11 protein-coding genes are annotated in these 15,396 nt (G+C 70.6%); 1 reads left to right on the top strand and 10 read right to left on the bottom strand.

Features of this window, described 5'->3' with window-relative positions:
• Positions 1–70: 70 nt before the first annotated feature.
• The 4 genes from EDF33_RS15120 to EDF33_RS15105 all read right to left on the bottom strand — a co-directional run bounded on the left by EDF33_RS15120 (position 71) and on the right by EDF33_RS15105 (position 5,394).
• Complete coding sequence (locus EDF33_RS15120; RefSeq protein ID WP_131879926.1) at positions 71–2,215, bottom strand: 3-hydroxyacyl-CoA dehydrogenase NAD-binding domain-containing protein; 2,145 nt, start codon at positions 2,213–2,215, stop codon at positions 71–73.
• Positions 2,212–3,432 carry a thiolase family protein gene (locus EDF33_RS15115; RefSeq protein ID WP_123292696.1) on the bottom strand — a complete coding sequence of 407 codons (1,221 nt, stop codon included), beginning with the start codon at positions 3,430–3,432 and terminating at the stop codon, positions 2,212–2,214. Before EDF33_RS15115 ends, EDF33_RS15120 begins: the two co-directional genes overlap by 4 nt.
• A 127-nt stretch (positions 3,433–3,559) precedes the next feature.
• Positions 3,560–4,741 carry an HRDC domain-containing protein gene (locus EDF33_RS15110; protein ID WP_123938445.1) on the bottom strand — a complete coding sequence of 394 codons (1,182 nt, stop codon included), beginning with the start codon at positions 4,739–4,741 and terminating at the stop codon, positions 3,560–3,562.
• A 71-nt stretch (positions 4,742–4,812) separates the two neighbouring features.
• Positions 4,813–5,394 (bottom strand): DUF3000 domain-containing protein, encoded by a 582-nt coding sequence (locus tag EDF33_RS15105; protein ID WP_123938166.1) that lies wholly within the window; start codon positions 5,392–5,394, stop codon positions 4,813–4,815.
• A gap of 23 nt (positions 5,395–5,417) precedes the next feature.
• Between EDF33_RS15105 and EDF33_RS15100 the strand changes: the two genes are divergently transcribed.
• A complete protein-coding gene (locus EDF33_RS15100; protein WP_165918834.1) occupies positions 5,418–6,641 on the top strand; it encodes an alpha/beta fold hydrolase in 1,224 nt (407 codons plus the stop codon).
• A 128-nt stretch (positions 6,642–6,769) separates the two neighbouring features.
• Here EDF33_RS15100 and EDF33_RS15095 read toward each other — a convergent pair whose 3' ends face one another.
• The 6 genes from EDF33_RS15095 to EDF33_RS15070 form a co-directional block, all read right to left on the bottom strand.
• A complete protein-coding gene (locus tag EDF33_RS15095; RefSeq protein ID WP_123938164.1) occupies positions 6,770–7,129 on the bottom strand; it encodes a hypothetical protein in 360 nt (119 codons plus the stop codon).
• Positions 7,130–7,328: 199 nt separating this feature from the next.
• Positions 7,329–7,778, bottom strand: a complete 450-nt coding sequence (locus EDF33_RS15090; RefSeq protein ID WP_123938163.1) for a hypothetical protein — start codon at positions 7,776–7,778, stop codon at positions 7,329–7,331.
• Positions 7,779–8,052: 274 nt separating this feature from the next.
• Entirely contained in the window at positions 8,053–8,472 is a 420-nt protein-coding gene (locus EDF33_RS15085; RefSeq protein WP_123938162.1) for a DUF6188 family protein, read from the bottom strand.
• Positions 8,460–13,835, bottom strand: a complete 5,376-nt coding sequence (locus EDF33_RS15080) for a DUF6531 domain-containing protein (protein ID WP_132100473.1) — start codon at positions 13,833–13,835, stop codon at positions 8,460–8,462. The genes EDF33_RS15085 and EDF33_RS15080 overlap by 13 nt, the downstream gene beginning before the upstream one ends.
• A 144-nt stretch (positions 13,836–13,979) precedes the next feature.
• Positions 13,980–14,438, bottom strand: coding sequence for a SufE family protein (locus EDF33_RS15075; protein WP_123938160.1), 459 nt, complete (start codon positions 14,436–14,438; stop codon positions 13,980–13,982).
• Positions 14,435–15,340 carry a sulfurtransferase gene (locus EDF33_RS15070; protein ID WP_123292706.1) on the bottom strand — a complete coding sequence of 302 codons (906 nt, stop codon included), beginning with the start codon at positions 15,338–15,340 and terminating at the stop codon, positions 14,435–14,437. The genes EDF33_RS15075 and EDF33_RS15070 overlap by 4 nt, the downstream gene beginning before the upstream one ends.
• Positions 15,341–15,396 lie beyond the last annotated feature (56 nt).

Raw genomic sequence — 15,396 nt, 5'->3', positions numbered from 1 at the left:
CGAACCACGGCGATCTGCGGTTCGGGGTGACTTCGGTTGTGCGGGGGGGGGGGGGGGGGACTCGCGCCGGCTACCGGGAAACCGGGCCGACGATCAGTGGGTCGTGGAAGCTCCCACCGAACACGCGCTCGGACGCACCACTGCGGTCGAGGTAGGGGCTGATCCCACCGGCCTGGAACGGGTAGCCCGCGCCGAGGATCAGGCCGAGGTCGATCTCCTCGACGTGCTGGACGACCTCGTCCTCGAGCATGCGGTGCAGCTCGTCGGCGAGGGCGTCCTCGAAGCGCTGCTGCATCGCGGCGGCGTCGACCGGCTTCGCGTCCTTCTTCGACGGCGCGACGAGCTTGACGGCGGCGGGGTCGTACCCGGTCGCGTTGCCCTTCTTGTCGCGGGTCAGGATCTTCCCGTGCTCGGCGATCTTCTTCAGCCCGTCACCGGGGTAGAAGCGCTCCGGCCAAGCGGCGTGGTGCGAGTCGAGCACGTGCGCACCCACCGGCAGACCGACGAGCTCGAGCAGTTCGAACGGCGACATCGGCAGTCCGAGCGGCGCGGCACCGGCCGCCACGACGTCGAACGAGGTGCCCTGCTCGACGCCGCGCATCGCCTCACCGAGGACCCGTGCGAGCACCCGGTTGACGACGAAGCCCGGCTGGTCGGCCGTGATGATCGCCGTCTTCTTGAGGGTCTTCGCGACGGCGAGTGCCGTGACGAGCGTCTCGTCGGAGGTGTCGGCAGTGCGGACGACCTCGAGCAAGGGCATCACGGCGACCGGGTTGAAGAAGTGGAACCCGACCAGGCGCGACGGGTCGGACAGCACCGAGCCCATCTCGGAGACGGACAACGACGAGGTGTTGGTGGCGAGGATGGCGTCCGGCGCGATGACCTGCTCGATCTTCCGGAAGACCTCTTGCTTGACGCTCATCTCCTCGAAGACGGCCTCGATCACCCAGTCGGCGTCGGCGAAGGCGTCGTACGACACCGACCCGCTGACGAGTGCGGTGATGCGGTTCGCGTCGTCGGGGGAGATCCGCCCCTTCTCGAGCAGCTTGCCGACCTCACCGCGGATCCGCTCCACACCGGCGTCGACGCGGGACTGGTCGACATCCGTGATCACGACGGGGACGCCGAGTCGTCGGGCGAAGAGCAGCGCGAACTGCGATGCCATGAGACCAGCACCGAGGACGCCGACCTTCGTGATCTTCTTCGGCTCGACACCCTCCGGAGCACCGACGGGCTTCTTCGCACGCTTCTGCACCAGGTCGAACGCGTACATCGACGCGGCGAACTGGTCACCGGAGAGCAGGTCGGCGAGGGCGTCGTCCTCGTCGGCGAACCGTTCGTCCAGGGAGCCGCCGCGAGCGGCGGCGACGAGGTCGAGCGCGCGGAACGGCGACTTCGGCACCGTCCCGATCTTCGACGCGACCTGCCCACGGGCGACCTTGACGACCGTGCCCCAGGCAGCCTTCTCGAGCATGCCCGGTTCGCCCGGCCGCTTGACCGACACGCGACCGGCAATGACGCCGTCGGCCCACGCGACGGCTGACGGCAGGAACGTCACCGACGGGATCAGCGCGTCGCCGATGCCGATCTCGACCGCGGCCGCTCCGTCCATCAGGCGGTTGTTCTTGAGGGGGTTCTCCACGATGACCCGCAGCGCGCGCTCCGGACCGATCAGACGGGGGAGCAGCGTCGCGCCGCCCCAGCCCGGGATGATGCCGAGGAAGACCTCGGGCAGGCCGATGCCCTGCGCCGCGGACGAGAACACCCGGTAGGTGCAGTGCAGTCCGATCTCGAGCCCGCCGCCGAGGGCGATGCCGTTGATGAACGCGAACGACGGCACGCCGAGGTCGGACAGCTTGCGGAGGGTGGCGTGGCCGAGGGCCGCGAGGTCGTGCGCCACGTCCCGCGACGGCACGGACGCTGCCTGCGACAGGTCGGCACCGGCAGCGAAGCAGTACTCCTTGCCGGTGATCGCGACGCCCTGGATCGTGCCGGCCGTCGCCTCGGTCTTCAGGGTGTCGAGCACACCGGAGAGTTCGCGCAGCGTCCGCGGCCCGAGGGTGCTCGGACGCTTGTAGTCCTTGCCGTTGTCGAGCGTGATGAGCGCCAGGGTACCACCGGAGGGCATCGTGACGTGCTTGACGAACGAGTGCGTGACGACCTCGTCCTCGCTGAGTTCGGACAGACGGTCGGTGTCGACGGTGGTCATGCTCATGCCCCCTTCCGAGCCGAACGTGCTGCGGACTTGCTGAAGCCGGGGTTCTCCCAGATGACGGTGCCGCCCTGGCCGAGTCCGATGCACATCGTGGTGATGCCGTACTGGACGTCCGGACGCTCGGCGAACTGCGCGGCGAGCTGGTTCATCAGGCGGACACCGCTCGATGCCAGCGGGTGGCCGACGGCGATCGCGCCGCCCCACGCGTTGACGTTCGTGGAGTCCTGCGCGATGCCGTAGTTGTCGAGGAACGCGAGCACCTGCACCGCGAACGCCTCGTTGATCTCGAACAGGCCGATGTCGTCGATCGACAGGCCGGCCTTCGACAGCGCCTTGTCGGTGGCGGGGACCGGGCCGACGCCCATGACCTCGGGCTCGACGCCGGCGAAGGCGAACGAGACCATGCGCATCTTCGTGGGCAGGCCGTGCTCCTTGGCGCCCTCGGCCGAGGCGAGCAAGCTCATGGTCGCGCCGTCGTTGAGGCCGGCGGCGTTGCCGGCGGTGACCCGTCCGTGCGGGCGGAACGGCGTCTTCAGCGCGGCCAGCGCCTCGAGCGTCGTGCCCGGACGCGGCGGCTCGTCGGTGCTGATGACGTCCCACCCGTCGCCCTTGTTCACCTCGACCGGGATGACGTCGGGCTGCAGCTTGCCGGCGGCCCACGCCGCGGCGTAGCGCTGCTGGGACTGGACGGCGTAGGCGTCCGTGCGGTCCTTCGTGATCGCCGGGAAGCGGTCGTGCAGGCGCTCGGCGGTGGACCCCATCACCAGCGCGTCGCTCGACACCATGCGTTCCGCGATGAACCGCGGGTTCGGGTCCGAGTTGAAGCCCATCGGGTGGCGTCCCATGTGCTCGACGCCACCGGCGATCGCGATGTCCGCGGCACCGAAGGCGATGGCACCCGCGAGCGTCGTGACGCTCGTCATGGCACCGGCGCACATGCGGTCGATCGCGTACCCGGGGACCGACTTCGGCAGGCCGGCCAACATGCCGACGGTGCGGCCGAGGGTCAGCCCCTGGTCACCCTGCTGCGTGGTCGCCGCGACGGCGACGTCGTCCACCGCTGCGGTGTCGAGCGAGGCGTTCCGGTCGAGCAGTCCGCGCATCGCGTGCACCGCGAGGTCGTCGGACCGGGTCTTCCAGAACACCCCCTTCTCGCCGGCTCGTCCGAACGGTGTCCGAACTCCGTCCACGAACACGACGTCTGATGCCTTTGGCAATCCGGGCCTCCCAGATCCTCATCGATCGGGCCGGAACGCTGGTCGCTCCGGCCGGCCGGGCCTCGCCCGGCGACGCTCCCGACGCTATGCCCCCAGGCTGGGCGGCCGCATGCCGGTTGGGCGGTTCCTACGACTCGACGTCATCCGTCGGCGCGGGCTGCTGTGCAGCAGCGACAAAGGCCGACGCGATGATCGAGGAGAGTTCCTCCACCTGCCAGGGGCGGGCCTCGTGTGCGGCGAGGGCGGCCCCGACCAGCTCGGTCGACGGCGGCGACGGCGGTGCCCACGAGACCACACGCAGGGTCTCCGGCGTGAGCAGGTTCTCGAGCGGGATGTCGAGCTCCTCGGACCGCTTCGTCACCGCGGCCCGTGCGGCCTTGTACCGGCGGTCGGCCGCGGGGTTGCGGTCGGCCCAGGCGCGGGGCGGCGGGAGCGTCGCTTCACCGGATCCGCGGAGCTTCGGCAGGTCCTCGGTCGTCAGGCCTTCGTCGACCGCGGCCCACCAGCGATCGAGCTCGGAACGGCTGGCGCGACCCGTGAAGGCCTTCAGGCCGCCGAGTTCGGCGCGCGACGACGGTGCGGCGGCTGCCGCTGCGACGATAGCGGCGTCGGGGATCGTGCGCCCCGGAGCGATGTCGGCGGCGCGGGCGTACTCGTCACGGGCGACCCAGAGCGACCGGGCGATCGCCAGGGCGCGGGCGCCACGGAGCGCGTGCATGCCGGACAGCCGGCGCCACGGCTCGGCACGGACGGGCTTCGGGGCGCGGTGCAGCACCGCGTCGAACTCCTCTTCCGCGATCCGGGACTTGCCGGCCTCGTCGAGCTTCGCGGCGAGGGCGTCACGCAGGTCGGGCAGGAGTTCGACGTCGAGCGACGCGTACACGAGCCACGACTGCGGCAACGGCCGGGTCGACCAGTCCGCTGCCGAGTGCGCCTTGGCGAGCGTGATCCCGAGCAGCTGCTCGACGACGGCGCCGAGACCGACGCGGGGGAACCCGGCGATGCGGGCTCCGAGTTCGGTGTCGAAGATGCGGGTCGGGACGAGACCCACCTCCTGCAGGCAGGGCAGGTCCTGCGAGGCGGCGTGGAACAGCCACTCCTCGTCGACGATGGCCGCCTGCAGTTCGGAGAAGTCGCCGATCGGGATCGGGTCGAACAGGAACGCACCGGCACCGCGACGGAACACCTGGATCAGGTAGGCGCGCTGCGAGTAGCGGTAGCCGCTGGCGCGCTCGGCGTCGACGGCGACGGGCCCGTGACCGGCGGCGATCGCCGCGACGGCGTCGAGGTAGTCGTCGCGCGAGTCGATGACCTTGACGGCCTCGTGCGAGTCCTCGAACGCGGGGTCCGGTGCACCGGGGGTCGAACTGGCGGGGTCGGTCACTTGGCGAGCCTCCTCGGGGCCAGCAGGGTCACGCCGTCCGAGGCAGGAGGCAGACCGGCGAGCATGGCGACGATGTCCTGCCATGCCTGGACGTGTGCGGTGAGGTCGTCGCCGCGGGGCGTCCACGACGCGCGGAGTTCCAGCTGGGCGCCGTCGCCCTGTGCGGCGAGGTCGCCGTACCCGCGCGAGATGATCTTGGTGGCCGTGCCCGAAGCGTGGTCGTACTCGGCACCGTGCGTCTCGAGCGCGTCGACGAGCCAGCTCCACGTGACGTCGGCGACGAACTCGTCGACACCGATCTCGGGTTCGAGTGGTGCTTGCGCGAACGAGACCACCCGGAACGCGCCGCCCCAGCCCTCGGGTTCTTCGGGGTCGTACAGGGCGATGAACCGTCCGGTGCCGAGGTCCGACTCGACGCCGTGCGCGGTGCCGGACACGTCCGCCGCCAGGGCGATCGAGAACGGTGCGATCCGCGTGGGCGAGGGGATCTCGGTGACGGTGGTCTCGGAGCGGCTGCTGCCGGAGGACACGAACGCGCGGAGCCGCGCGAAGGCGTCGGGCTCTCGGGTTTCGGACACACATGCAGACTAGGCTCCGGGCCATGTCCCGATCCGCGCGACCCGCCGAGGACGCCGTCCAGGAGACCGCACGATCGGCCGGCTTCATCGCCCTCGGTGCCGGTCTGGCCGCCGCCGCGGTGGGGACGGCCGTCATCGGTGGCTTCGTCGCCGCCGTCGCCCGCGCCGTCGTCACCCCGGACCGCAAGCGCACCGAACGCGTCCCGATCCACGCCGTCGACCCGGTCCGGATGACGGTGACCATCGAGCGGACCGCCGACACCGAGCTGCAGGGTCGCTACTCGCTCTGGTTCGGCGCCGGCACCGGGCACATGCGCGTCGGCGAGGTCCTCGGCACCACCGAGACCACGGTCACGCGCCGCATCATCGCGATCGACGCCGGCGACCCGACCGCTGCACGCCGCGGTCGCTGGGGCGGCTGGTTCTACCTGACCCCCGGCGAGCTCGACGTGCCCGTCGAGGACATCGACATCCCCACCCCGAACGGCCCCGCACCGGCCTGGGTCGTCCGTGCCGACGACCCGGACGCCCCGTGGGCCGTCCTGGTGCACGGCCGCGGTGTCACCCGCGCCGAGACCATCCGCGCCGTCCCCGTCTTCCGCGCCGCCGGCTACTCGGTCGTGCTCGCCTCGTGGCGGAACGACGGCGTCGCACCACCGAGCGTCGACGGCCGCTACGGCCTCGGCAGCACCGAGTGGGAGGACATCGACTCCGTCCTCCGGTGGCTCAGTGCGCAGAACGCGCAGAGCGTCGTGCTCATGGGCTGGTCGATGGGCGGTGCCGTCGTGCTGCAGACCCTGTTGCGCTCACGCTTCGCCGGACTCGTCGACGGCGTGGTGCTCGAGTCGCCCGTGGTCGACTGGCACGCGGTGCTCAAGTCCCAGAGTCAGTTGATGGGGTTGCCGCGGCCGGTTCGCGAGGTCGCTCAGCGTCTGCTCCGCACCCCGGTGCTGCACCGGCTCGCCGGCCTGCAGCAGCCGGTCGACCTGCGCGAGCTCGACATGGTCACCCGGTCCGCCGAGCTGACGGTGCCGATCCTCCTGCTGCACAGCGACGACGACGGGTTCGTGCCGTCCTCGGCCTCGCACGACCTCGCACGCGCCCGACCCGACCTGGTACGGCTCGAGGTGCAGACCACGGCCCGGCACACCAAGCTCTGGAACCACGACGCCGACTGGTTCGACGCCCGCATCCTCGCGTGGCTCACCGAGGTGGTCCAGCGTCGCGGGGCGGCCAGCGCGCGGTAGACGCAGGGACAGACGGACGGGAGGCCCGTGGCGGATCCGCCACGGGCCTCCCGTCTGCCCTTGCGTCCGTTCGGTCGCATAGTGAGCAGAAATGGTCGGATCACCGTCGCGCACTCGACCCTTTCTGCTCACGAAGCGGCCGGTGTGGCACTCGTTCCGTTCGTCGTCTGCTGGCGAGGCCCGACCTCCTCGAGACGAGTCGCCGGTCGGCCGGGCTGCGCTGGGCCGTGCGTCCGGTCGAAGGCATCGCTCATCGTCGTGAGCGGCGGTCGGACCGTCACGGTCCATTCGCCGCTGTCGAACGCGTCGATGCGGACGACCAGGTTCGTCTCGTCGGTCAGGTCCGTGCCAGGGAGGTACCCGAGGAACTCGCCGTCGATGAGCTGCCAGATGCTGTCGGCGATGTCCGTCGCCTCGGCTTGGTTGAGGATGAGCCCTGGGTCCTCCGCCGTGTTGACACGGCGTTCGAGGGGGAGCGCCTCGACCAAATGGTCAGGGGACGTGACGGCGGACAGCGTCGTGAGGACCCAGACGAGCTCGGTTGAATCGAGGCCTGGTGTCTCGCGCCCTGGCGTTTCGAGCCCTAGTGTTTCGAGCCCGCGAAGAACTGCACGAGGTCGGGTAACGCGACGTGATCAGCGGGGATCGTGTGCGTGACCATCCCCAGGTCGCTCGGCACTGTCGTGGTCATCCGTTCTCCTCGGTCGTTCCTGTCTGGGGCGAGAGCCCGCCGACGCTCATGGCGGCGAGGACGTCGATCCTGCCGGGCGTGAACGCGGTGATCGCGACCGCGGCGTCAGCCTGCACGGTGCAGAACCCCGGCTGCTCGCTACCGAGCGGCACAAGCGCACGTGCGAACCCGTCGAGTCCACGGACGTCGAAGCCCTTCTCGGCGGCCATCGTGTACTTCGTCAGGAACGTCCGTGCCGTCGACAGCGCGCCCTGCTCGAAGATGCGGACCCGCTCCTCGGACCGACACTGCGATGCCACCTCGAGCGCCAGTTCCACCCCCGGGGCGTTCGACACACGGAGGCGCGCGCACAGCTCCTCGACGGTGATGTGGACGAGACCGACGAATCGGTCGATCGCCGTGGCCGCCACGAGCGTTCGATCCGTCGCGAAGAGCACCACGGTCACCAGTTCATCGCCGTGCTCGACCTGACAGATCAGGACGTCCTCCTCCCCGAGGGCTTCGAGTGGGTCGATGAACGGTACGAGGTTCGGCTCCTGCTTCGAGTAGGTCCGCCGGATGGAGCTCCACAGTCGAATCGTTGGTGACCGCTCGGAGATGGCCGATCGAGATGTCCGGGGGTGCGTCCGTCACCGTCGGATCTCCGCCGACGATGGGTTGTGTCGGTTCCGGACCTCGTCTGGTCGAGGCATCTGGCTGCGCGGCCATCCTCAGCTCAGCTCAACCGCGCTCGATCGGAGTGCCGTCACCAGGTATCGAGATGAACAGGTTGCCACCTCCGAGAGCGGTCGCTCTGACCGGTGGCGTCTCAGGGCCGGAGTAATGCCACGATTCGTAATCGTCGTCCGGTTCTGCTCGAAGAGTCGTTCCCGATGAGAATGTGATTTCGAGCGCACTTTCGTCGATCCGAGCTCCCGTGACGTTCTGTGTGTGGAGATGGAGAGCGGGGAGCAGGGAATCCTTGTCTTCCGGATCCACCGAGACCGTCACACCATCCGTATCCCTGATCGCGAAGGTGGTCTCGAACGAGACCATGCTCCGGTTCGAGAACGCGAGGGTGAGCCTGAAGTCGATCCAGATGAGGTCGACAGTCTCGCCGACGAGTGCGAGGTGAACGTCATTTGCGGTCAGTTCGGCCATCCGAGGTACTCTCCCTGGTGCTCACTGGGAACATGGCTGTCCGGCTTTGAGCCGGGCTTCCCCGTTCGGGGATCGAGCCATTGCCCGTAGTCGTTGCTGTAACGGCTGTAGCCGTTCGGATACCGTTCGGTGGGTTCCATCACCCGGATCATGTTGGCATCGTCGTGCATGCCCGGGTTCGCTGCAGAAGCAGGATCTTGCGCAACGAGCCCTCGGTTGGTCCGAGCCGGTCCGATGTCCCAACCAGCAGGGATGTCGTAGGCCGTCCCCTGTGGCGTCACGACGAACGTCTTCCCGCTCGACGGGAGGACGTTGACAGGCGGGGTCGGCGCGAGGTCGTCCAACTTGTTCACCGCGGTCGGCAGGTGCACCTTCGACATCGTGCCGCCGGTGGCCGCCGACGTCGCGGCACCTTCGGCCGCGTTCCGGAGCAGACCACCCGGGGTCACCGGCTGGCCACTCACCGCGTAGTTCGCGACGTTCTCGACCGCTCCTTCTGCCGCGTTCCCGAGCAGGTGTTTCCCGATCAGGGCTCCGGCACCACCGCCGACGGCACCGAAGGCCCCGCTGACGGCCACCTGGCCCCAGTTCACCTCGCCGGTGGTGGCCTTCTGGATGATGGTGTCGGCACCGGCGCTGATGAGCATCGCGCCGACCGGACCGCCGACACCGGTGGCGACGAGCACACCGCCCGCAACGACCATCGCGCCGCCGGCGACGTACTCCCAGTTGTCCGCGAACCAGTCACCGGTGGCCGCGGCGGCCCGGGCGAGCGGACCCTGTTCGGCCGCCGCGTAGGCCTCCAGTTCCGCGTCGGTAACGGGCGCGAGACCGAGCGGGTCGATGGCGTGCAGCGGATCGTTGCCGGCGAACGAGTAGGGGTTGCCCGCCCAGGCTGCTCCGGCGGGCGCGGTGACCGGGTCGATGGACAGGAAGCCGCGCGACGACGAGTCGTAGGCGCGGGCACCCATCCACTCCAAGCCGGCGACCTGCAGCGAACCGTCGGCGCCGAGGGCGATCCCGCCGGGCAGGCCGGAGCCGCCGAGGTCGAGGAGCGTCTGCCACGGGTCGGCGTCGTCGGCTGCTCTCGTGGTGCGCCGACCGCTGGTTGCCCACCCGTCGCCCACCCCCGTGAGACCACCGGGAGCGCGGACGACCGGGGTGTCGCCGACAGCGAGGAGCGTCGGCGCGAACGCGGCGGTGTCCCAGTCGATCGGGACGCCGTCGACATCGGCGAGTTCACCGAGGGCGTCGACGTGCAGGTCGGTCGTGGTGCTGCCCGCCGCGGTGGTCTCCGCCACCCCGGTGAGGTGACCCTGCGGGGCCCAGCGGTACGTGGTCGCGACGCCGTCCGTTCGGACCGTCTGGATCCGTCGACCTGCGCCGTCGTAGGCGTACTCCGCCTCGGGCGCCCCGTCCGGAGCGTCGACCCTGGTCAGCTGTCCGGCGGCGTCGTACGAGAACCGTCGGGCCCCGGAGTCCGTTCGTTCCTCGACCAGGCGACCTGCTGCGTCGTAGACCCAGCCCGTGCGACTGCCGTCCTGGACGGACGCCACCAGCTGCGCGGCATCGTCGTGCTCGTAGGTGGTGCTCCCGCCGGGTCCGTCGACCCGGGTGATGCGCCCGTCGGCGTCGCGCCCGATGGTGCTGAGGTGCGTGCCGTCCGAGTCGATGCGCGCGTGCCGGACGACGTGTCCGTTCGCGTACTCCCAGGTCTGCAACTGATCGCCGGCGCGGGCCTGCAGGAGCTGGCCTGCCGGGTCGTGTTCGTACCGGACCTCGCCGAAGACCGAGTGCTCGACCCGGACGACCCGTCCGGTGGCGTCGTGCGTGTACCGGGTCGTGGACCCGTTGGGGGACTGCACCGAGGTGCGGAGCCCGTCGGCATCGTTGGTCCACCGCGTTTCCCGGGCGCCGGTCGAGCGTCGGACGAGCTGCCCCAGCCGGCTGAACTCGAGGACGTGGGCAGTGGGGGAGTCCGGACGGGTCTCATCGGTGATCGTCACCGTGCGGGCGCGGGCATCGCGGTCGATGCGGCCGATCAGACGGTCGCCGGCGTACTGCGCGGATTCCCGACCGGCTGCGTCGTACTCCCACCGCAGCACGGTGCCGTCCGGGTCGGTCTGGGTGAGCTGTCGTCCGGCGGGGTCGTAGGTCGCCGTCGTCGTGCGCCCGAGCTGATCGGTGGACGAGGCCACGTTGTCGAGCTGCGTGTACGTCCGGACGGTCACGCCACCCAGCGGATCGACGGTGCGGACGAGGCGTCCACGCTGGTCGTGCTCGTAGCGGGTGGTGCCGCCGAGCCCGTTCACCGCAGCGACGAGCTGTCCTGCGGCGTCGTACCGGAAGGTCCGCTGGCCGAAGCGGGTGTCCCGCGCCGAGACCACGCGACCGACCCGGTCGTACCGGTACCGGACGGTGCCGACCCCGGGGACGTCGGCGTGGACGACCCGGCCCTGGCGGTCGTACTCGGTGCGTGCGACCTCGCCGGTCGGCAGGGTGCGCGCGACGACCCGCGAATCGGCGTCGTAGGTCAGCGTGGTGCGTGCGCCGGCGGGATCGATCGCGGAGACCGGTCGGCCGCACGCGTCGTACTCGTACCGGGTGGTGCGGCCCGCCGGGGTGGTGACGGCGACGACGCGTCCGGCGAGGTCACGTTCGATGCGGGCGAGGCCACCGTTCGCGTCGACGAGCTCGACCGGGCGGCCGCACGCGTCGTACGTCGTCAGCTCAGCAGAGGAATCCGCGTGCTCGAGCCGGGTCGGACGCCCGAACTCGTCGGTCGTCACGGACACGGCGTCGAAGGCGTCGCGGACCGTGGAGACGCCGTCCGCGCGCGAGCGCCCGACCTCAGTGCGGACACCGGTCGGGTCGACGGTGGCGCCGAGGGCTCCGACCGCGTCGTACTCCCGCTCCCAGGTGCCACCGGCCGGGTCGACCACGGCTTCGAGCCGGGAGAGCGCGTCGTGCACGAACGCCCACTCGGCACCGTCGGGCAGGGTCATCGTCGACACGTTGCCGAACGCGTCGAAGTCCTTCGCGACGACGCGACCGAGGGGGTCCGTGGTGGAGACGACCTCGCCGTGTGGACCGTAGGTGACTTCCGTGCGGGCACCGGTCGGGTCGATCGTCGCCGTGACCCGACCGCCGTCGCCGTGCTCGAACCGCCACAGTCCCCCGTCCGGGTCCTCGCGCGCGGTAAGCAGCCCGGCGGCGTCGTAGCGGTACCGGGTCCGGTTGCCGAGCGGCGTGACGGCCTCGACGATCCTGCCTCCGGCGTCGCGCATCAGACGTGCGGTGTCGCCGACGGCGTTCTCGACGCCGACGAGCTCACCGGACGCGTCGTGGTGGAACGTGACGACGACGCCCGTCGGATCGGTGGTGCGGACGAGCACGCCGTCCCGCCACTCGAGCAGCGTGCGACCGCCGACAGGGTCGATGACGACGGACGGGTTCCGGTCGTCGCCCGTGTACCCGTACTCGACGACCCCACCGTTCGCGGTGACCACCGTGGTCATGCGGTCCTGCTCGTCGTACCCGAAGGTCAGATCGGCGCCCTCCGGCGTCACGGTCCGGACCCGACGCCCGCGGTCGTCGTACCCGTGGACGGTCACCTGACCATCGCGCTCGGTCACCGAGACGAGGTTGCCGTGCGGGTCGTACGACATCGACTGGCGCTGCCCGTCGGTGTCGATGATCCCGACGACGCGGCCCTTCCGGTCGGCGATCCAGGTGTTCGCGTGGACCCCGTCGATGTCGGAGACCGAGGTGACCCGACCCGGCAGGTACGAGAACCGGACCCGTCGACCGAACGGTGTGCGCTGCTCGACGACCCGGCCGCGGTCGTCGTAGGTGTTCTCGCACTCGACGACTCCCGTCGCAGCGGTCACCCGGTCGATCAGGCCGTCCGCGTTCCAGCGGTACCGGCGACTGCCGACGGCGTCGGTCGCCCGGACCAGCCGGCGGCCCTCGTCGTAGTGGTACTCGACGCGGCGCCCGTCCGACGCCGTCGCGGACGCCACCCGGTCGCCGCTGTACTCGATGTCGACGAACCGCCCGAACACGTGCGCGAGCCGCGTGATCCGATCGTGCTCGTCGCGTCGCACGGTCACGGCGGTGCCCGCTCCACGCGCACTGCTCAGCCACAGTCCGGACGGCGTGAACGCCCACCGGCCGCCGGCGTTGTCCCGCACGACGAGCGAGTCCTGCTCGGCCCGGAGCCACAGGTCCTCGCCGACGCCGCGGCTCCACCCGTCCCCCTGCCGTGGGAAGTCGACCTGCCGGCCGTCGTCCAGCACGACCGAGGCGGCCTCGTCGCTGACCTCGAGCCGGATGTCGAGGATGGAGGACCACCCGAGTCCGAACACCCCGACGCGGCCGTCGAGTGAGTTGTACATGCGGGTGAGCCGGAGCGACGCGGCCTGCCCCGCGAAGGACAGGTCGGTCTCGGGCTCGAGGAAGTTGCCGGTGGCCGTGTTGACCGGGTCGTCGGCGAACCCGTTGGTCGGGGGCGTCCCCATCGCCGAGAACGGCCCGATGGTGAAGTCGTCGCGACCTGCGTCGATCCCCGCCGAGGACAGCGCGGCCGCGATCGCCGCGTCCGACAGCGTCGCAGGCCCGGCACCGCCACCGGCGGCCTCGAACTGCGCTGCGACGGTGCCCGCCCAGTCGGCGTCCTTCCCGTTCGCCGTGAGCCAGTCGTTCACCGCGGTCAGCAGCGACTGGGCGTTCAGGGTGCCCCAGCACGGGTTGCACTCGGCCTCGTAGTCGCTCAGGGCGTTCCGGAACGTCGAGACGGCGCCGGACAGATCGGCGTCGAGCGTCCGGGTGGTCGCCTCGAAGGAGCGGAGGTCCGCGGGGACGGCGGACGACGTCCCACCGCTGGTCCCGCCGCCCGCCGGGAACTCCCGCCCCGTGACGCTGACCTCGTCCGCCTGCAGTCGTGGCTCCGGCTCGGGCTCCGGAGGCTTCGGGTCGTCGCCCCCGCCGAACCACGTCGAGACCTCGTGCCCGGCGGCGACGAGGAAGTTCTCCTCGCGTTCACGCTTGCGGGCGTCCCACGCCTTCGCCTGCTTCCGCCGGTCGTCCTCGTCCTTCGCGGCGTCGCGCAGCTGCTGCACGAACCCCGACAGGCTCTGCAGCGACTCGACGAGCTTCGTCGCGCTGCGCGAGGCGATGTCGGCGTTGTCCGCGAAGACCTCGGAGAAGTAGCCCCGGAACTCCGCACGCGCAGTCGTCACCGATGACGACCGCGACCCGGACTGGCCGTCGATCGACGACGCGAGCGCCGTCGAAGCCGACTTGAGTGCATCCGCCGCGCTGTACGAGTAGCCGGTCGGATCGTTCCCGTGGATCTTCGCCATCGTCATTCCCCCCTGGTGCTGACCGCACCATCCTGGCACGGATCCGGACTGAAATTCCAGAGGACGGCATGCGTGCCGAGGGGAGATGGACGGGAGGCCCGTGGCGGATCCGCCACGGGCCTCCCGTCCGCTTTCCGGTCGCGTCTACGACACCGCAGCCTGCACCTGACGCTGCACGCGTCCGAGCATGCCCACCATGCCGCGGATCCGCAGCGGGCTGACCGCCTCGGACAGGCCGATGGTCAGCGGGTAGTCCGCCGGCACGGCGAGCACCTGCGCTGCCGTCAGGCCGCTCAGGCCCTGCGCGAGGATGGAGGCGAAGCCGCGCGTGGTCGGCGCCTCGCGCGGCGCGGTCGCGTGCATGCGGACGACGTCGAGTGCGTCGCCGTCCTCGCCCACGGTCACCGTGATGAACACGGGGGACTGGCACTCCTCGACCCGTTCGAGTTCGTCCTCGTGCCCCTGCAGCCGTTCGGGCAGCGCGGGCAGCTCGTTCGAGAACTCGAGGAGGAGCTGCAGGCGGTCCTTCTGGCCCAGGGCGAGGAAGTCGTCGCGGATCTCGGCGAGGGTGGCGGGGAGGGTGGCCTCGGTGCTGTCGTTCATCGGTTCGGAACTGTACCCGGCTCCGCGCCCTGCACGATCGGGACGCGGACGGCGCTGCCCCACTCGGTCCACGAGCCGTCGTAGTTGCGGACGCTGTCGTAGCCGAGCAGGTGCTGGAGGACGAACCAGGTGTGGCTCGACCGCTCGCCGATGCGGCAGTACGCGATGACCTCGTCCGCATCGCCGATGCCGGCGCCCTCGCGGTAGATGGCGTCGAGTTCGGCGCGCGGCTTGAAGGTGCCGTCCGGTGCGGCGGCGGTCGCCCACGGGATGTTCACCGCGGTGGGGACGTGGCCGCCGCGCAGCGCACCCTCTTCCGGGTAGTCGGGCGCGGTGGTGCGGGAACCGTCGTACTCGCCCGGGCTGCGCACGTCGATGAGGGGCTTGCCGAGGTGGGCGAGCACGTCGTCCTTGTAGGCGCGGATCTCGGTGTCGATCCGGTCGACGACCGGGTACTCGGCCGGCGTGACGACGGTCTCGTCGGTGGTGAGGGCGCGGTCCTCGGCGATCCACTTCGCGCGGCCACCGTCGAGCAGGCGGACGTCCTCGTGGCCGAACAGCGAGAAGACCCAGAGGGCGTACGCGGCCCACCAGTTGTTCTTGTCGCCGTAGACCACGACGGTGGTCTCGCGGCCGATGCCCTTGCTGCCGAGCAGCTCGGCGAACGCCTCGCCGTCGATGTAGTCGCGCTGCACCGGGTCGTTGAGGTCGGTGTGCCAGTCGATCTTGACCGCGCCGGGGATGTGTCCGGTCTCGTAGAGCAGGACGTCCTCGTCGGACTCGACGACGACCAGGTCGGGGGTGTGGGCGTCCAGTTGTTCCTGCAGCCACTCGGTGGAGACGAGACGCTCCGGGTGGGCGTAGGCGGTGAACTTCTCGGACGGGTCGACCGGTGCGGTCATGGTGGGCTACCTCCAGGTGGTCATCCGGCACCGGACTAGGATCGGTCGTCGGTGCC

This window comes from Curtobacterium sp. PhB146 (assembly GCF_004342995.1).
Taxonomy (GTDB): domain Bacteria; phylum Actinomycetota; class Actinomycetes; order Actinomycetales; family Microbacteriaceae; genus Curtobacterium.
This window is presented reverse-complemented; position numbering and strand designations above follow the sequence as displayed.